This window comes from Pseudaminobacter salicylatoxidans, from assembly GCF_003148475.1.
Classification (GTDB): Bacteria; Pseudomonadota; Alphaproteobacteria; order Rhizobiales; family Rhizobiaceae; genus Pseudaminobacter; species Pseudaminobacter salicylatoxidans.
Window position 1 is genome coordinate 98372 of record NZ_QGGG01000008.1, and the last position, 15117, is coordinate 113488.

At 61.3% G+C, this 15117-nt stretch carries 14 protein-coding genes, 1 tRNA gene and 1 CRISPR repeat array; of the genes, 7 read left to right on the top strand and 8 right to left on the bottom strand.

Translation table 11 applies throughout. From position 1 onward, the window contains the following. The first annotated feature begins 452 nt into the window (after positions 1–452). The 3 genes from C7441_RS12640 (at position 453) to C7441_RS12650 (ending at position 3209) form a co-directional block, all read left to right on the top strand. Positions 453–1352: a LysR family transcriptional regulator gene (locus tag C7441_RS12640; protein ID WP_019173175.1), complete on the top strand. Its 900-nt coding sequence runs from the start codon at positions 453–455 to the stop codon at positions 1350–1352. Positions 1353–1435: 83 nt separating this feature from the next. After that, positions 1436–2101 (top strand): DUF1007 family protein, encoded by a 666-nt coding sequence (locus C7441_RS12645; RefSeq protein ID WP_109613171.1) that lies wholly within the window; start codon positions 1436–1438, stop codon positions 2099–2101. 4 nt (positions 2102–2105) lie between these two features. Further along, positions 2106–3209: a nickel/cobalt transporter gene (locus C7441_RS12650; RefSeq protein ID WP_170125110.1), complete on the top strand. Its 1104-nt coding sequence runs from the start codon at positions 2106–2108 to the stop codon at positions 3207–3209. 84 nt (positions 3210–3293) lie between these two features. On the opposite strand, the gene C7441_RS12655 is transcribed toward C7441_RS12650, so the two are convergent. Then, positions 3294–3536, bottom strand: a complete 243-nt coding sequence (locus C7441_RS12655; RefSeq protein ID WP_019173172.1) for a hypothetical protein — start codon at positions 3534–3536, stop codon at positions 3294–3296. 43 nt (positions 3537–3579) lie between these two features. After that, positions 3580–3849 carry a hypothetical protein gene (locus C7441_RS12660; RefSeq protein WP_019173171.1) on the bottom strand — a complete coding sequence of 90 codons (270 nt, stop codon included), beginning with the start codon at positions 3847–3849 and terminating at the stop codon, positions 3580–3582. A 224-nt stretch (positions 3850–4073) separates the two neighbouring features. Between C7441_RS12660 and C7441_RS12665 the strand changes: the two genes are divergently transcribed. Continuing rightward, positions 4074–4790, top strand: coding sequence for a response regulator (locus tag C7441_RS12665; RefSeq protein ID WP_019173170.1), 717 nt, complete (start codon positions 4074–4076; stop codon positions 4788–4790). Next, positions 4787–6226, top strand: a complete 1440-nt coding sequence (locus tag C7441_RS12670) for an ATP-binding protein (protein WP_109613173.1) — start codon at positions 4787–4789, stop codon at positions 6224–6226. Before C7441_RS12665 ends, C7441_RS12670 begins: the two co-directional genes overlap by 4 nt. Positions 6227–6240: 14 nt before the next feature. Here C7441_RS12670 and C7441_RS12675 read toward each other — a convergent pair whose 3' ends face one another. Beyond that, on the bottom strand, positions 6241–6447 hold the full coding sequence (locus C7441_RS12675; protein WP_019174001.1) for a hypothetical protein: 207 nt from the start codon (positions 6445–6447) through the stop codon (positions 6241–6243). Positions 6448–6490: 43 nt separating this feature from the next. Beyond that, the gene (locus tag C7441_RS12680) at positions 6491–7177 is read right to left on the bottom strand and encodes a GNAT family N-acetyltransferase (protein ID WP_109613174.1); all 687 of its coding nucleotides are present in this window, start codon (positions 7175–7177) and stop codon (positions 6491–6493) included. Between the two features lie 85 nt (positions 7178–7262). Here C7441_RS12680 and C7441_RS12685 point away from each other — a divergent pair, with 85 nt between their 5' ends. Next, positions 7263–8462 carry a pyridoxal phosphate-dependent aminotransferase gene (locus C7441_RS12685; RefSeq protein ID WP_109613175.1) on the top strand — a complete coding sequence of 400 codons (1200 nt, stop codon included), beginning with the start codon at positions 7263–7265 and terminating at the stop codon, positions 8460–8462. 57 nt (positions 8463–8519) lie between these two features. On the opposite strand, the gene C7441_RS12690 is transcribed toward C7441_RS12685, so the two are convergent. From C7441_RS12690 to cas9, 4 genes are all read right to left on the bottom strand, one after another. After that, a complete protein-coding gene (locus tag C7441_RS12690; RefSeq protein WP_109613176.1) occupies positions 8520–9107 on the bottom strand; it encodes an IMPACT family protein in 588 nt (195 codons plus the stop codon). 119 nt (positions 9108–9226) lie between these two features. Further along, a CRISPR array of direct repeats spans positions 9227–9922; the repeat unit is 36 nt; unit sequence GTTGCGGCTGGACCGCGTTTTCTGAACTGCTAAGCT. Positions 9923–9994: 72 nt separating this feature from the next. Further along, entirely contained in the window at positions 9995–10357 is a 363-nt protein-coding gene (gene cas2, locus C7441_RS12695; RefSeq protein ID WP_244916131.1) for a CRISPR-associated endonuclease Cas2, read from the bottom strand. Continuing rightward, on the bottom strand, positions 10354–11292 hold the full coding sequence (cas1, locus tag C7441_RS12700) for a type II CRISPR-associated endonuclease Cas1 (protein ID WP_109613177.1): 939 nt from the start codon (positions 11290–11292) through the stop codon (positions 10354–10356). The genes cas2 and cas1 overlap by 4 nt, the downstream gene beginning before the upstream one ends. 15 nt (positions 11293–11307) lie before the next feature. Next, positions 11308–14568, bottom strand: coding sequence for a type II CRISPR RNA-guided endonuclease Cas9 (cas9, locus tag C7441_RS12705; RefSeq protein ID WP_342353272.1), 3261 nt, complete (start codon positions 14566–14568; stop codon positions 11308–11310). Between the two features lie 404 nt (positions 14569–14972). Here cas9 and C7441_RS12710 point away from each other — a divergent pair. Continuing rightward, a tRNA-Arg gene (locus tag C7441_RS12710) sits at positions 14973–15049 on the top strand. Positions 15050–15117: the final 68 nt, after the last annotated feature.

Sequence of the window (15117 nt, forward strand, 5' to 3'; positions counted from 1 at the left end):
ATGCTCGCTTTGTCTGCCTTGGCTTGGATTGGGAGACCCGTTCCGCACTGCCGGCAATGAAGGTGTGCCTCTTCAGTAACCCCGATCTATGGACGATCGGCAGACACCAGAAAGGCCCGCACCGTCGTTGCTTCAAGACGTCCTCGGCTAGGCGGTTGGCCACTTAACCGACCGGGCTCGTTACTTCCCGGGTACCGTCCCGACTGTCCTCGCCATTCGAGGGGTCGGGGGACGCCCACAGGCACGTGCGACTTTGGGCAAGCGCGCATATAGGATCGCGCACTGTCACAATCAACAAAAATCTTGAGGTCGCTTGTAAAAAGCCGAGCATCGAACGAAGCTGCCGCCAAGCTGCTGATTTGTTGAACGACGGGCCCCGATGCGCGACAGGCTGGATGCCTTTTTTCGGACGACCCGTGAACCGCCGTTTCCCAACGGCAAGAGGTGACTGAATGGACACACTGACCCGTATGCGGGCCTTCATCGACGTGGTGGAGGCGGAGGGCTTTTCAGCCGCCGCGCGCAAGATCGGCCGCTCCAAGGCGCTGCTTTCCAAATATGTGCGCGAGCTGGAAGACGAACTCGGCGCGCTGCTGCTCAACCGCACCACGCGCCAGTTTTCGCTGACCGAGGCCGGCCACACCTACTATCGCCGCGCCACTGAAATCGTCCGCGAAGTGGACAGCCTAGCCGACGCGGTGCGCGAATCTTCCGGTGACGTGAGAGGCCGCATCAAGCTGTCGGCGCCGCGCACCTTCGCCGATGCGCCCATCGGCCAGTCGCTGATCGATTTCGCCAAGACCTACCCGGACATCGTGCTGGAAACCCATCTGGACGACCGTTTCGTCGATCTGGTCGAGGAGGGTTTCGACCTCGCAATCCGCATTTCGAGGCTCGAGAATTCCTCGCTGATCGCGCGCCGGCTCTCACCGTTCTCGGTGCGCATCTGCGCCTCGCCGGAACTGATCGAAAAATATGGCAAGCCCGAGCGGCCGCAGGACATGGCCAATATGCCCTGCATCGTGGACACTAACGGGCGCTGGCTGTCCAACTGGCCGTTCCTGGGAGAAAACGGCGAGACGATCACGGTGTCGGTAGACGGCAGGCTGGAAGTGAACAGCCCCATCGTCACGCGCACGGCCGCGCTTTCCGGTCTCGGCTTTGCCATACTGCCGGATTTCATCGCCGCATCCGACATCGAGGCCGGACGGCTGGTGCCGGTGCTGGACGACCGCATTCTGCCTGGCGGCGGCATCTTCGCGGTCTACCCACACCGCCGCTATCTGCCGGCAAAGGTGCGGGTGTTCGTGGACTTTCTTGTGCAGTGGTTCAAGCCGCAGGATCGTGCCTGACCCATTCCCCGGGATGGTCCCAATTTCGCCGGGTTTCTGATAACCTTCGGTAATCACGAATCCCGACAGGAATGCGACCGTCCATGCATGTCAGAACGAGAACGACGACCCTTGCCGCGTCCATCGCCGTGCTTCTCGTTTCGACCGGTCCCGCCAGCGTCCACCCCCATGTCTTCGCCGAGGCGAGGCTGGACGTGTTGGTCAACCCCGACCGCACGGTAAAGTCGTTGCGCCATGTCTGGCGCTTCGATGACCTGTTTTCGTCCACCGTGCTGATGGAGTTCGACAAGAACGGCGATCTCAAGCTCGACGACGCGGAATTGAAGGACGTATCGGACACCGTCTACGAGTCGCTCGCCGAATTTGGCTATTTCCAGATCGTGATGGTCGACGGAAAGGACGCGGCGATGAACCCGCCGCCAAAGCTCATGGCCAATTTCGATCAGGACCAGCTCCTGATCCTGTTCGAATCCGAGCCCAGGGAGCCGCTGAAGCTCTCCGGCAAGGTCAGTTTCGGCGTCTACGATCCGACCTTCTACACGGCCATCGATTTCATCGAGGACGACAACATGGCCGTGGATGGCATGCCGGCCGATTGCAGCCGCACCGTCATCCGGCCCGATCCGGAAGAAGCGCTTGCCCAGAACCAGGGAACGCTCACCGACGCCTTCTTCAACGACCCGACCGGCACGGACATGAGCAAGATTTTCGCCACCCGTCTCGAACTCACCTGCCCAGCCCAAGGATAGCCCCGTGAACAGAACCACCGGACGTCTGGTATTTGCCGCTCTTGTAGCAGGTTGCGCGCTCGCCCAGTTTTCGAGCATGGCCCATGCGCAGAGTTCGCTCGGCATCGGCACCAGCGAGGCAACCATCCCCTCGACCGGGCTGTTCGGCGGCCTGATGATGTGGATCAACATCCAGCAGCAGGCATTCTATCGCGCGCTCACCGGCGCGCTGAAGGCCATGCGGCAGGACGGCGGGCAAATGTGGCTGCTGGTAGGCCTTTCCTTCGCCTACGGCATTTTCCATGCCGCCGGTCCCGGTCATGGCAAGGCGGTCATTTCCTCCTACATGCTGGCCAATGAGGTGGCGCTGCGGCGCGGCATCATGCTTTCCTTCGTCTCGGCCTTCCTGCAGGCGGCAACGGCCATCGCGATGATGACACTTCTGTTCCTGGTGCTGCGCGGCACCTCCATCACCATGACCAACGCGACATGGTTCCTGGAAGTGATAAGCTACCTGCTGGTCATGCTCTTCGGTGCATATCTGCTCTGGCAGAAGGCGGCGCCGCGCATTCGCGGCATGATCGGCGCGAACCCGGCCTACAGCCTTTCGGCGGCGCATGCGCATGATCATCACGATCACGCTTGCGTCCATCACAGCCATGAACCTGCCGGCGAGGATAGTCACGCGGGCCATGATCATTCGGATCACGCGCATGACCATCATCATCACCACCATCACGGTCCGGGCACGGTCTGCTCCACATGCGGGCATTCGCACGCACCGGACCCGGCGATGATATCGGGCGACCATTTCAACTGGAAGACGGCCTGGTCAGCAGTGGCCGCCGTTGGCCTCAGACCCTGCTCGGGCGCACTGATCGTGCTGACCTTCGCCTTCCTCAACGGCCTTTGGGTCGGCGGCGTTCTTTCGGTTCTTGCAATGGCCGTGGGCACGGCCATCACCGTCTCGGCGCTGGCCATCATGGCGGTCACCGCCAAGAACTGGGCTGTTTCCTTTGCCGGTGACGGCCGCGCCGGCAATCGCATCCATGCCGCGATCGAGATCGGTGGCGCGGGGCTCGTCTTCCTGCTCGGCCTCCTGCTTCTCACCGCAAGCCTGTCGGCCTGACCGGCGATCACAAAAATCGCCCTGGCCGTGGCAGCGACCAGGGCGAAGAACAATCGGTCCGGCCGGCGGGCCGGCCCGACTGATTTACATGGCCGACTTGTTCTCTTCCTTCTTCGGAGCAGCCTTCTTGTGGTGCTTCTTGTGCGTGGTCTTCTTATGATGAACGTTCTTGTTCATTTTCTTGACCGGCGCATTGGTGTTCTCGGTGGGGGAGCTGTACGTGGTGGTCGTGCCTGCGGCATTGGCCGTGGCGGCGAACATCGGAGCCGAGAAGGCCAGGGCAACGGTCAGGCCAAGAGCCGACATCAGGGACTTGGAGAGGGTCATGATAGGTTTCCTTGTCTAGAGGGGCCTGGGTTAACGTGGCCGATCATGGCTCGATCGGCTGCACTCCGAGCATCTTCAGCGCGGTCGCATAGGCGCGTATGCCCTGTGCCTGGCGGTTGCCTGCACAGAATTTCACGGCCTTGCGCTGAAGGGCTTTCGCTTCGGCGGCCCGTTTTGCCTCCGCGTGCTCGGTGATTGCGTGGGAGAACTGCTGCTGCAGCTGATTGCATTGATCGGCCCGCGACGTCGTCCCCCGTGCCAGTGACTGGGTGGCAGCAGCGCCAAGCGCAAGCGCGGCGAGCAGAACGATCATCGAACTGGTCCCTGACTTTTGCATGACGACCCCTGAACCGGTGACTGGCAGCAGGGTCTTTATGCGGGGCCGTCATGTCCGGCGTTTTTCTGCTCTGCAGAATTTTGTTTCCGGATTGTAACAGCCGCTGTCCGCCGCTTCGCCTCGCTGGTCAATTCCGCGGTTGAACCTTATTTTGCCAATGTGCGGGCCGATCCCGATTCCGCCGATCAGGAACCCATGAATTGAAGACTGAAGCCCACATTCTGATTGTCGATGACGACAAGGAAATCCGTGATCTGCTTCAGGAATATTTCCAGAAGCACGGGCTTCGCGTTTCCACCGCTCGCGACGAGGACGAAATGCAGGCCGCGCTGCGCCGCACCGCCATCGACCTCATCATTCTGGACGTGATGCTGCCCGGTAAAAGCGGGCTGGATATCTGTCGCGAGCTGAGGACGCACTCGGCCGTTCCCATCATCATGCTCACCGCCGTGACGGAAACGATCGACCGCATCGTGGGACTGGAAATGGGCGCGGACGACTATGTGCCCAAGCCCTTCGATCCGCGCGAGCTTCTGGCGCGCACGCGCGCGGTGCTGCGCCGGCGCGCGGACCCCGGCGCCGCCTACAAACCTTTACAGCAAATCTACAAATTCGCCGGCTGGACCCTCGATTCCGGACGCCGCCGGCTGCTCAATCCGGAAGATGTCCGCATCGAACTCACCACCGCCGAGTTCAATCTGCTGCTGACGCTCGCCAGAAGCGCGCAGCGCGTGCTGAGCCGCGACCAGCTCATCGAGCTTTCGAACCAGAATGGCGATTACAGCTACGACCGGAGCGTCGACATTCTGGTCAGCCGCCTGCGCCGCAAGATGGAGGATGATCCGCGCGCGCCGAAACTGATCCTCACCGTGCGCGGCGGCGGCTACCAATTCGTGCCGGAGGTCGTCGCCGAATGAAATGGCTGCTGCCGCGATCGCTGCCGGCCTGGGTGCTGCTGATCGTCATCGCGGGGCTTCTCGCAATCCAGGTCTCGACGCTCTCCATCGTGGCGCGCGAGCGGGCGGCCTCCAACAACATCCTCGACCTGTTTCGTCTCAACGACCGCGCACTTTCGCTGGTACGTCTGACATATGCGGCCACGCCGGAAGAGCGTAAAACCGTCGCCGCCGGCCTCTCCGTGCCGCCCTATGCTGTGACGATGTCCGACACGCCCGCCATCACCACCACGATCCCGAGCGACGACGAGATGGCTGAAATGGAAGACATCATCGTCGGCCGCCTCTCCAAATATGGCGTGCAGGACGCGCGCGTGCGCCGCGAAACCGCGACCGACGCCGAAAGCAGCCCGCACCGGCCCCGCGCGCCGCAACAGCAAGAAGACATCGGCAGCATCGAACGCGAATTGCTGGAGCTTTCGGCCGATTTCACGAAAAGCGACACGCTGATCGCGTCGATCGAGTTCAATGATGGCCAGTGGCTCAACTTCGTCATGCCCTCAACGCCGCTGAGCCCGATCCTGACCTCGCAGAGCCTGCCCCTGTTCGCCTCCGCGGCGGCGGCGGTGGTGCTCCTGTCGATCTGGCTGCTGCGGCGTTTGACTGCGCCTTACAGAGCACTCGAAAGCGCTGTGCACCGCATCGGCGAGGACCTGAAAAGTCCGCCCCTGCCAGAACATGGCAGCAGCGAATACAAATCCGCTGCGCGCGCGGTCAACACCATGCAGGCGCGGCTGCGCGAATATGTCGAGGATCGCGAACTGCTGGCGGCCGCGCTCGCCCACGACCTGCGCACGCCACTGACACGCATCCGCCTGCGGCTGGAGCTTCTGCGCAAATCGCCGCTGAAGACGGCGCTGATGCAGAACCTTGCCGACATCGAGTCAATTTCCTCATCGGTTCTGGACTTCGCCACTCATGACGGGGGCCATGACGATCTGGAGCGGATCGACTTCTGGTCGCTGGTGGATTCCGTTACCGACGGCAATCCGCATGTCTCTTTCGACGAAACGACGGCGCCCCTGCGTGGACTGGTCTGTCTCGGCCGCGCCGTACCCTTGCGCCGCTGCATCACCAATCTGATCGAAAACGCCGTGAAATATGGCGGCGCGGCACGATTGGGCCTTTCGCACACCGACGACCGCATCGTGCTGACGATCGATGATGATGGCCCCGGCATACCGCAAGATCACATGGAAAAGGTGTTCCGTCCCTTCACCCGCGTGGAGGGGTCGCGCAACCGGCAGACGGGCGGCTTCGGCCTTGGCCTGACCATTGCCCGCAACATCGCCCGAAGCTTCGGCGGCGACGTGGTTCTGGAAAACCGTGCCGGCGGCGGCTTGCGCACGACGCTGACACTGCCGCGCGCGGCGGATGCGTATTCGGGGTCGGGCTGATTTCTGAGTCGATCTCAGCGCGAGCGCTTCTTCTGGCTGCGGGCACGCAACCAGAAAACCACGAAGAAGGCCACGACGAACAGCACCGCCACGGCACCGGCCGCAATGGGGGAGACGCTGCCGATGTCAAGCATGATGGTGGGCATGAAATAGGCAAAAAGCCCAAAGCCCACCAGAATCACCGCCGCGGCGATTGCATTGCTGCGGTTGTTCGAATCCATCGTTATTCCCATTCCGTTGCAGGGCCGAGCGACCGGCCCTCCGCTACGCGCCGGCTTCGGCGCGAAAATCTTCCAGCCGTTTTTTCTGGCCGCCATCGGCATCGAAATTAGTCGGGTCGAGCCAGTTGTCATAGGCGCGTTTCAGCGCAGGCCACTCACCGTCGATCACCGAATACCATGCCGTATCGCGATTTTCGCCCTTCACGACCAGATGCTGGCGGAAAATCCCCTCGAATTTGAAGCCGAAACGCTCAGCCGCCCGCTTCGAGGGCAGATTGGCATTGTTGCACTTCCACTCATAGCGGCGATAGCCGAGCGTATCGAAGGCATATTGCATGAACAGGAATTGCGCTTCCGTGGCGGCGGGCCTGCGCGAGATGAGCGGTCCCCAATAGATATTGCCGATCTCTATGACGCCATTGCCAGCATCGATGCGCATCAAGGTCTGCCGTCCGGCGATCTTGCCGCTCGCCTTGTCGATGACCGTGAAGAACAGCGGATCGTCGCTGGCGGCCGCTTTGTCGAGCCAGGGCTGGAACGCCGCGCGGCTTTGCGGCGGATAGTCCGGCAGCCAGCGGAAGCGACCATCGGCATCCGCCACCGACGAAGCAGCAAACAGCCCGTCGCCATGCCTGGAAGGGTCGAGCGGCTCGATCCGCACATAGCGCCCTTCCATGACTTCGCGCCGCGGGCGCGGCCGCGGCTGCCAGTTTGCCAGATCCTTCGTCATCCGTTGTGTCCTCAAGATTGACTTTCCTTGCGTGAAAGCCTCACAAAAACGCATTCTGCACGAAAGAACCAGACAGGCGCGAACCATGCTCCAAACGATTGCCGCTTTCGACCGCCTCGGCGAGGAGAACGCCTTTGCCGTGCTCGCACGCGCCACGCAACTCGCCCATCAAGGCCGCGACATCGTCAATCTCGGCATCGGCCAGCCGGATTTCAGCACACCGCCGCACATCGTCGAGGCCGCGATAAAGGCATTGCGCGACGGCCACCACGGCTACACGCCCGCCAATGGCCTGCTGGCCACGCGCGAGGCGGTGGCGCGTCGCACGCTGGCCACCACCGGTGTGGAAATATCGCCCGAGAGCGTGATGATCATGCCCGGCGGCAAGCCGACCATGTTCGCCGCGATCCTGATGTTCGGTGAACCGGGCGCGGAAATCCTCTACTCCGATCCAGGCTTTCCCATCTATCGCTCGATGATCGAGTTCACCGGCGCGACCCCTGTTCCCGTGCCGATGCGCGAGGCCAACGGCTTCGCCTTCCCGGCCGAGGAAACGCTGGCGCTGATCACGCCCAGAACGCGGCTTCTGATCCTCAACTCGCCGGCCAACCCGACCGGCGGCGTCACGCCGCGCGCCGAAATCGAAAAACTGGTGAAGGGGCTGGAGGCGCATCCACATGTCGCAATCCTTTCGGACGAGATCTATGACGTCATGACCTATGATGGCGAGCAGCATTGCTCGCTGCTGCGATTTCCTGAAATCCGCGACCGCCTGATCGTGCTCAACGGCTGGTCCAAGACCTGGGCGATGACCGGCTGGCGCATGGGCTGGTCGATCTGGCCGAACTCCGTAGAAAGCGGCCACCTTTATGACAAGGTCCGCAAGCTGGCGGTGAACTGCTGGTCCTGCGTCAACGCGCCGAGCCAATGGGCAGGCATCGCAGCCATCGATGGGCCACAGGACGAGGTCGAAAAGATGCTGCGGGCCTTCGACCGGCGCCGCAAGGTGGTGGTCGAAGGGCTGAACGCCCTGCCCGGCATTTCCTGTATCACGCCGAAGGGCGCTTTCTATGCGTTCCCCAACATCGCCGCCACGGGCTGGAAATCGAAGCAGCTTGCAAGCGCGCTTCTGGAGGAAGCCGGCGTAGCGCTCATCGGCGGGCCGGACTTCGGCATGCTCGGCGAAGGCTATATCCGGCTTTCCTACGCCAATTCCGAAGAAAACATCCTGCGCGCGCTGGAGCGAATCGGCGAATTTCTGTCGCACCGCAGTGCAAGCGTGTAGGCGCGTTGATGCGCCCCGTACCGTCGTATGAAGCGGCAAGGCAACGGTGCGGCAACCTTAATCCGGGGGTGTGATCGCGGCACGCCCGCTGGTTATGTCCGTGACCATGCGGATGGTCTCCTGCAATTCCCTCTCCGGGAGCGTCACCACAAGCTCTGCCCCTTCCGCGCCGAAGGTTTCGCCTGCGATGTGCACGCCGGCGCGCGCCGAAAGCCGTGCCTTGACCAGCGCAAGATCGCTGAAGCCGCACCCTATGGCCACATCGACGGTGGCCACGAGCTCCACTTTCGCCGCCGCGCGCAAACAGGAGGCGGCAGTGCCGCCATAGGCACGCATGAGCCCGCCACTGCCCAGTAATATGCCCCCGAACCAGCGCGTGACCAGAACCACCACGCCATCCAGCGACTGCCCGTCGATTGCCTGCAGGATCGGCTTGCCTGCGGTGCCGCCGGGCTCGCCGTCGTCGTTGAAGCGATAGTTCTGGCCCATGCGCCACGCCCAGCAATTGTGGGTCGCGCCGGAATCCGAATGCGCGGCGATGAATTCTCGCGCGGCCTGTTCGCTCGCGACAGGCCCGGCCACCGCATGGAAGCGGCTTTTTCTGATCTCCTGGCTGAAGGTCTCGACGTTTTCGAGGCTGAACATCTTTCGCGTCCTTTTACCCGGACGTCCTAACCCCCATACGCCGCAGAGCCAAGTGCCTGCACGCATGCCAGCAGAAAGTGGCAGCTCGCGGCGGGCCGTAGCCTGTGATGCGAACAATGGTTGCGGCTGGACCGCGTTTTCTGAACTGCTAAGCTGCCGCCAGCGGCGTCAAGCATATCGCCGGTGTTGCGGCTGGACCGCGTTTTCTGAACTGCTAAGCTCGCAAGCCTTCCCAGCATCATACCTCTCCGGTTGCGGCTGGACCGCGTTTTCTGAACTGCTAAGCTGCCCGGTTTCACGCAAAGCTCTGCCGCCGAGTTGCGGCTGGACCGCGTTTTCTGAACTGCTAAGCTACAGCCTGAATGGCATCGCCCACTGTCATCGTTGCGGCTGGACCGCGTTTTCTGAACTGCTAAGCTACTGGACAAAGGCGGCATGCTTCTTGTGCTGTTGCGGCTGGACCGCGTTTTCTGAACTGCTAAGCTGGACCCTCATGGCGCTCGGTACGCAGAGCGGTTGCGGCTGGACCGCGTTTTCTGAACTGCTAAGCTTGCTGAAACGATTGGTGACGAGCCCGTACAGTTGCGGCTGGACCGCGTTTTCTGAACTGCTAAGCTGGCGGGTGAATGCGTCGAGCACCCTTTCCTGTTGCGGCTGGACCGCGTTTTCTGAACTGCTAAGCTTGCGCGCGACATCGAAGAACAGCGTGCCCTGTTGCGGCTGGACCGCGTTTTCTGAACTGCTAAGCTCAAGCGGCCCGAGTACGAACACCCCGACGAGTTGCGGCTGGACCGCGTTTTCTGAACTGCTAAGCTCGGTGGCCGTCGATCTTCCTGATTTCAAAGGGAAAATCGACGGTCACGGCGCAGAAAAAGCGCCTCATGGCCCTAGAACAGGGCAAGCTGATCAGGGTTTTTCTTTTGCCTTCGGCGGGCCTGATCGGAAAAGCGGACGATATTTTCATACTGCCTGTCCGTGAACTGAAAGACATAGATGTCACCCCATTCCGGCAGGTGTGATTCGATCTTGCGCAGGTAAGTCTCGAACTGCTCCTTGCCACTGCAGAAACGCAGATAGTTGGAAAGCTGGCTCATTTCGAAGCCCATGTCGAGCAGATACTGACGGAATTTCGTGGCCGCCTTGCGCTGCTTCTTCGTTTCCACCGGCAGATCGAACGTCACTAAAATCCACATCAGCCTGTATCCACTGAGATGAGCGGGCCCCATATTTGCTTTGGCTGGCACCGTCATGGCGCCGGTGCCCCAAGTCCCAGAAGGGCAAGCGGCGGCGGCATGCCAGGCAGTTCCAGCACGGCCTGCCGGGTTTCGAAGCTCAGGGCCAAAGAATGCACGAAGCGCTGAACCTGCACCGAAAGTGGCGAAAGCCCGACCGGCGTCTCCAGGTCGAACGTCGTCAGCGATGTCAGCGCGCGCTTGGCTTCCGGGGTCACGGTTTCGACCCCCTGCTTCATCAGGTTGAGCACGATCTGGTCCACCAGCGGCCGGTACGGCTCCATGAGGTCGTCAGCCAGCGCAAAGGCATTGGCGCGATTGGAGTGGAATATACCCGGCGTCGGATGCAGTCCGGCCGCGCAGATCGCACGCGAGAGCGTGGCCCGCAGGACAGTATAGCCATAGTTAAGCAGCGCATTCGCGCCATCGGCATCGGTGTCGCGTTGAAACTCCTTGCCGAACAGCGTCTTCCAATAGCGCCGCGCCGCCTGCGCTTCCAGATTGTCGGGATCGCCCGAGCGCACCTTGCGCGCCAGAAGGTCGAAGCCGCCGCCTTCGGCACCATTTGCCGTCAGCACATACCCCTGCATGCGGATTTTCGCGGCGATGACAACCTGCCAGAGCCGTTTCTTCAGCGGTCGCGACGCCTCCAGTTGCGCCCGCATGCGCGCGCCCTGAGCATGATGGCCTTGCAGCGGCCAAATGCAGGAAACCGGCGCGTGGTTCGAGCCACACAAAACCACCGGAACATTGCGCTCCGCCAACCGCGTGAACACGGTATTGCTCCATGTCGTGCCATGGGCATGCACGATCAAGGCGCCGATATCGTCCAGGGCAACACGGCCCTTTTCCTCACCACTATCGCTGATGGTGAGAAAACCGCGATGGACGGCCAGATACAGACCGTCTGTCGCTATATCGACGACACGCTCCATGCGCCAAGTCTGGCGCACGGAGGTAAAACAATCCTAAATTGCAATTGTTTTCAATTTTTGGTTGCTGGTCATGCGGCTTTCCCGATCACGCGGCCCGGGATCGTAAACCCTGCCGGTTTCATCGATGCGGATCTGCCGCGCCTTTATCTCACGCAGGCCATTTGCCGTTTTGGAGAAATATTTGAAGGGGTCGTCCCGGTTGGCATCACGCGCCTTGAGACTGCCGCCCTCATTGTTCCGGGCAAAGACAATCTGACCCGAACTGGCGAATTTCACCACCCGCGCAATCGTGTAGCCATCGCTCGGATGCTCATAGGCCACCATATCGTTCTGCTGCAGGCTCAGCACCTTGCGCGCGGTTGGATTTGCCTTGCGCACCGGCGATTCCCACCCCTTCTGATGCGCATCGAACATGGAGATGACTTCGGCCTGCCACTTGCCATCCTTCATTTCCCATACATCGTAGCGATAGTTGGCGTCGCCTTTGTAGCCCTTGTAGACATTGCCGTCCTTGTCGCGGATTGGGATCACCGCCAGCGTTTCGGTGACACGTACCCGGCGGATGCCCCGATATTTCGGATCGTTGCGCGCAAAATCGAGCAGCGCCTGCTGCAATTCCTTTCCCGAAAGCCCGCCGGCCGCCGAATAGAGCCGCGCGCGCAGTTCGTCGTCACGGATCGCGGGAATGTCCTTGTCGGTCAGCGAAAGCAGCATCTTGCGACGCACCACGATGGTGTTGCCTCTGGCATCCACTTCGCCGGTCAGGCCATAAGCGGTGTCGTTGTGCAGCTTGCCTGCCGTCTGCCACTTGCCTTTGTCATCAAGCCCAACGGTGCCGTGGTCGGGCTTGTGGCTGACGACGATGTTGTCGAGCGCCTGCTGCAGATCATCCCGGAAGTGCTCCCACGGCACCGGAATGCCCTTGACCACATCTTCCAGTTCCTGCTCCTCGCGCCGCGCGGCCTCCGTGGAAATTCTCTGCAGCATCGAACGCGTGGTGACGCCGACAACCGCCGCGTCAATGGCATGGTGGCGATGGTCATTGCGATTTTTCGCATCGCTGTAGTTGTGATCGGGCAGCAGGGTGTTGAGCCCCCAGTGGCGACGCAGCATTTCCGTCATGCGGCCGGGAATGACACGCACCCGCCACTGCTCGTGTTTCTCGGGATAGAGCGAGCAAAGATATTCGCGCGCCAGCCGCGACAGATATTGCGTGTCCGTGAGCTGCCGGTCGAGAAAGCCGCTATCGGCGTCGAAATCCGCCATGGCGTCGCGCGCAAAGCGCCAGCGCTTGGGCTTGGGCAGGCGGTTGGCGCGCTCGAGAATCTCATCGTAGTGATTGGCCCATTCCGTCACTTCGGAAGGCGCGCGGTTGCGCTTCACGCGGTTGGCTTCCTTGAGGCACAGCAGCTTATTACCCTGCCCGTCATCCAGCGTGCGGGAATAGGGCAGGATGTGATCGACATCCACCGCACCGGAAAACAGCATGGAAATGCTGATCGGCTTGCCGGTATAGATGCAGCAGCGATCCTCCGGCTTTGCCGGATTGAGCTCTTCCCAGAGCTTCAGCAACAAGCGGTTGTAGCCATTGTCGACGAGAGCCGGAGTATCTTTCCGGAGTTCCGCGATTTTTTCCGAACGCTGCCGCGCCGCGCGCGTGTTTTCGCCGATACGGCGATTGATCTCCACCTTTTTCTTCTCGCTTGTCTTCAGATCGCGCGCCAGTTCGACTGCGATTTCGGCCGGCTTGCCGAAACGCCTGATCAGCCCGTTGACCAGTCTTTGCAGCTGGTTGAGCCCGATATGGACTGTGGGGTTTGTGATGCGGCCTTTCCGGACATCGTATTCGTCTTCCAGATCGCCTGTGCCCGGGGGAATGCTGCGGGCAACAACCTCCTGATATTTCGGCAGTTCATCGAAAATTTCACCGGTACCGAAATAGGAATGGTTGTAGCCGGCGCGCTCGGCCGCCTTAGCCTCGGGAATGACATCCGCCCTGAGTTCCTCCAACATGGTCGACAAGGCGGTGTGACCGAGCCGGCCGTAGCCTTCCGGCAGATGGCAGGCGGCCACGGCCTCGGCCGCATCGTCGGACAGGCCATGCGTTTCCACCAGCCACTGGTGAAGGACAAACGGGTTTTCCTCCTCCTGGATACGCTCGATCACCTTCCATTGGCTATCCATGGAGAGCGTGTTCCAGCGCGGCCCGAAAAGCCCCTTGGCCGAAAGCGCCGCAGTAACCTCGTCGCCGGCCATATCCACGCGGTTTTCGCTTTCCTTGTTGAAGCGCATGTCCGGCGTCAGCTTCAGGTCCTTGCGCAACGTCTTATATTTCGCCGTCTTCGCGCCACGCAGTTTTAACACCAGCGCATCGCGTTCATCCAACGTCAGCTTGCGTTGGGAAAGGTCCGGCGCCACGACCTCCAGTTCATTCACTTCCTTGTAGAGCCTGAAGGCCTGGAACAGCGGATGCGCCTTGGCCAGACGCTGTTCGAGCGGGTTGAAGGTGCAACTGCCGATGCGCGGCTTCTTCAGCGGACGCTGATGGAAGATCACCTTGAACAGATGCTCGCCGCGCGCCTCGGTGAGAACATCAGGATAGTGCACCGCCTGCGCGTCCCAGATGTGCCGGAACTCTTCCTCGAGCAGGCTGCGGACGGGATAGAAATCATAACCATCGTCGAGAATGACGCTGCTGCCCGCACGCAGGCGCACATGCAGCCCCTGGGCGCGGCGCGATGCCAGAAACACACCGAGCGTTTCGGCCTTCGCCTCGCGAATGGCGTCGCGCAGGCGGTCTATGCCAATGGCTATCTTGCCCTTGTCGTTGTCACGCCGATCGGTCTTGCGGTTGGACTTGAAACCGCGACGCTGGCCCAGATGAAACAGCGCGCGTCCGATGTGGTGAAGCGGCAACTTCTCCGTGAGCGCGCGGGCACGCAGGTTGAGCGGGTCGTTGGCGGGTGCATTTCTGTCGGCGCTGTCGGCCGTCTCGCGCAGCAGCCGTTCACGCTCGTCCTTCCCGCCCGGCATGAGGCCGTATTCGGCAAGCGTTCGCAGGGTCGCCTTCTGGCGACGCTTGGTCCGGTCGCGCCGGCGTGCGGCTGCCTTGGCCTCACGGCGGGCAACGGCCAGCGAGGTCTTCGATTGCGGATCGCGCCCGTCGGAATAAATGCGCACCCCGGCATCGGCAATGGCCACGGGATGACCTGCGGCGCTAAGCCGAAAGACACACCAGCCAATGGAATTGGTGCCCATGTCAAATGCGTAAGAAACTGGCTGCCTGAAAGGCATAACCACCCCTCCCCTAGTAACTTCCCCCAATAATCACCTATCACCTCACCCCAAAAACTCCAATAGAAGCGTGCTTGACAAAGCAGAGTTACTGTGGAACTTTCATATATGTAACAGTTCAGAAAACGCGGTCTGGCCGTTAACAAGCTAAGACAGCACCAGATAAGGCGCTCGCTCCGGCGGGCGCTTTTTTCTTTTGAGGTGACGCCTCGGCGATCATCTCCTGAACGCGTCGCTCCCGACCGGACCGCTGTGGCCGACGCAACGTCGCACTCCGCAAGATCGGACCAACGTCATCCTTACCCGAAATCAGTCATTGATGACCGTCGACGCATCGGCTATGAAGCGCAGGATCGGTCGGCCAGTTGCCCGATTGCGCGGAAGTTTCTCCATATTTCCGCGAGGCACCCGTAGCTCAGCTGGATAGAGCGCTGCCCTCCGAAGGCAGAGGTCACAGGTTCGAATCCTGTCGGGTGCGCCAAATACCGCCGATTACCCTCTGTTGCCGCCGATAGCCGCCGAAACTACGCCCGCGCAAAGAGCGTGAGA

Excerpts from the sequence above, each read along its gene's own strand:
- C7441_RS12675 (WP_019174001.1), bottom strand. The coding sequence starts at position 6,447 with ATGGATTCGAACAACCGCAGCAATGCAATCGCCGCGGCGGTGATTCTG.
- C7441_RS12645 (WP_109613171.1), top strand. The coding sequence starts at position 1,436 with ATGCATGTCAGAACGAGAACGACGACCCTTGCCGCGTCCATCGCCGTG.
- cas2 (WP_244916131.1), bottom strand. The coding sequence starts at position 10,357 with ATGACGGTGCCAGCCAAAGCAAATATGGGGCCCGCTCATCTCAGTGGA.
- C7441_RS12655 (WP_019173172.1), bottom strand. The coding sequence starts at position 3,536 with ATGACCCTCTCCAAGTCCCTGATGTCGGCTCTTGGCCTGACCGTTGCC.
- C7441_RS12660 (WP_019173171.1), bottom strand. The coding sequence starts at position 3,849 with ATGATCGTTCTGCTCGCCGCGCTTGCGCTTGGCGCTGCTGCCACCCAG.
- C7441_RS12690 (WP_109613176.1), bottom strand. The coding sequence starts at position 9,107 with ATGTTCAGCCTCGAAAACGTCGAGACCTTCAGCCAGGAGATCAGAAAA.
- C7441_RS12680 (WP_109613174.1), bottom strand. The coding sequence starts at position 7,177 with ATGACGAAGGATCTGGCAAACTGGCAGCCGCGGCCGCGCCCGCGGCGC.
- C7441_RS12685 (WP_109613175.1), top strand. The coding sequence starts at position 7,263 with ATGCTCCAAACGATTGCCGCTTTCGACCGCCTCGGCGAGGAGAACGCC.
- cas9 (WP_342353272.1), bottom strand. The coding sequence starts at position 14,568 with ATGCCTTTCAGGCAGCCAGTTTCTTACGCATTTGACATGGGCACCAAT.
- C7441_RS12670 (WP_109613173.1), top strand. The coding sequence starts at position 4,787 with ATGAAATGGCTGCTGCCGCGATCGCTGCCGGCCTGGGTGCTGCTGATC.
- C7441_RS12640 (WP_019173175.1), top strand. The coding sequence starts at position 453 with ATGGACACACTGACCCGTATGCGGGCCTTCATCGACGTGGTGGAGGCG.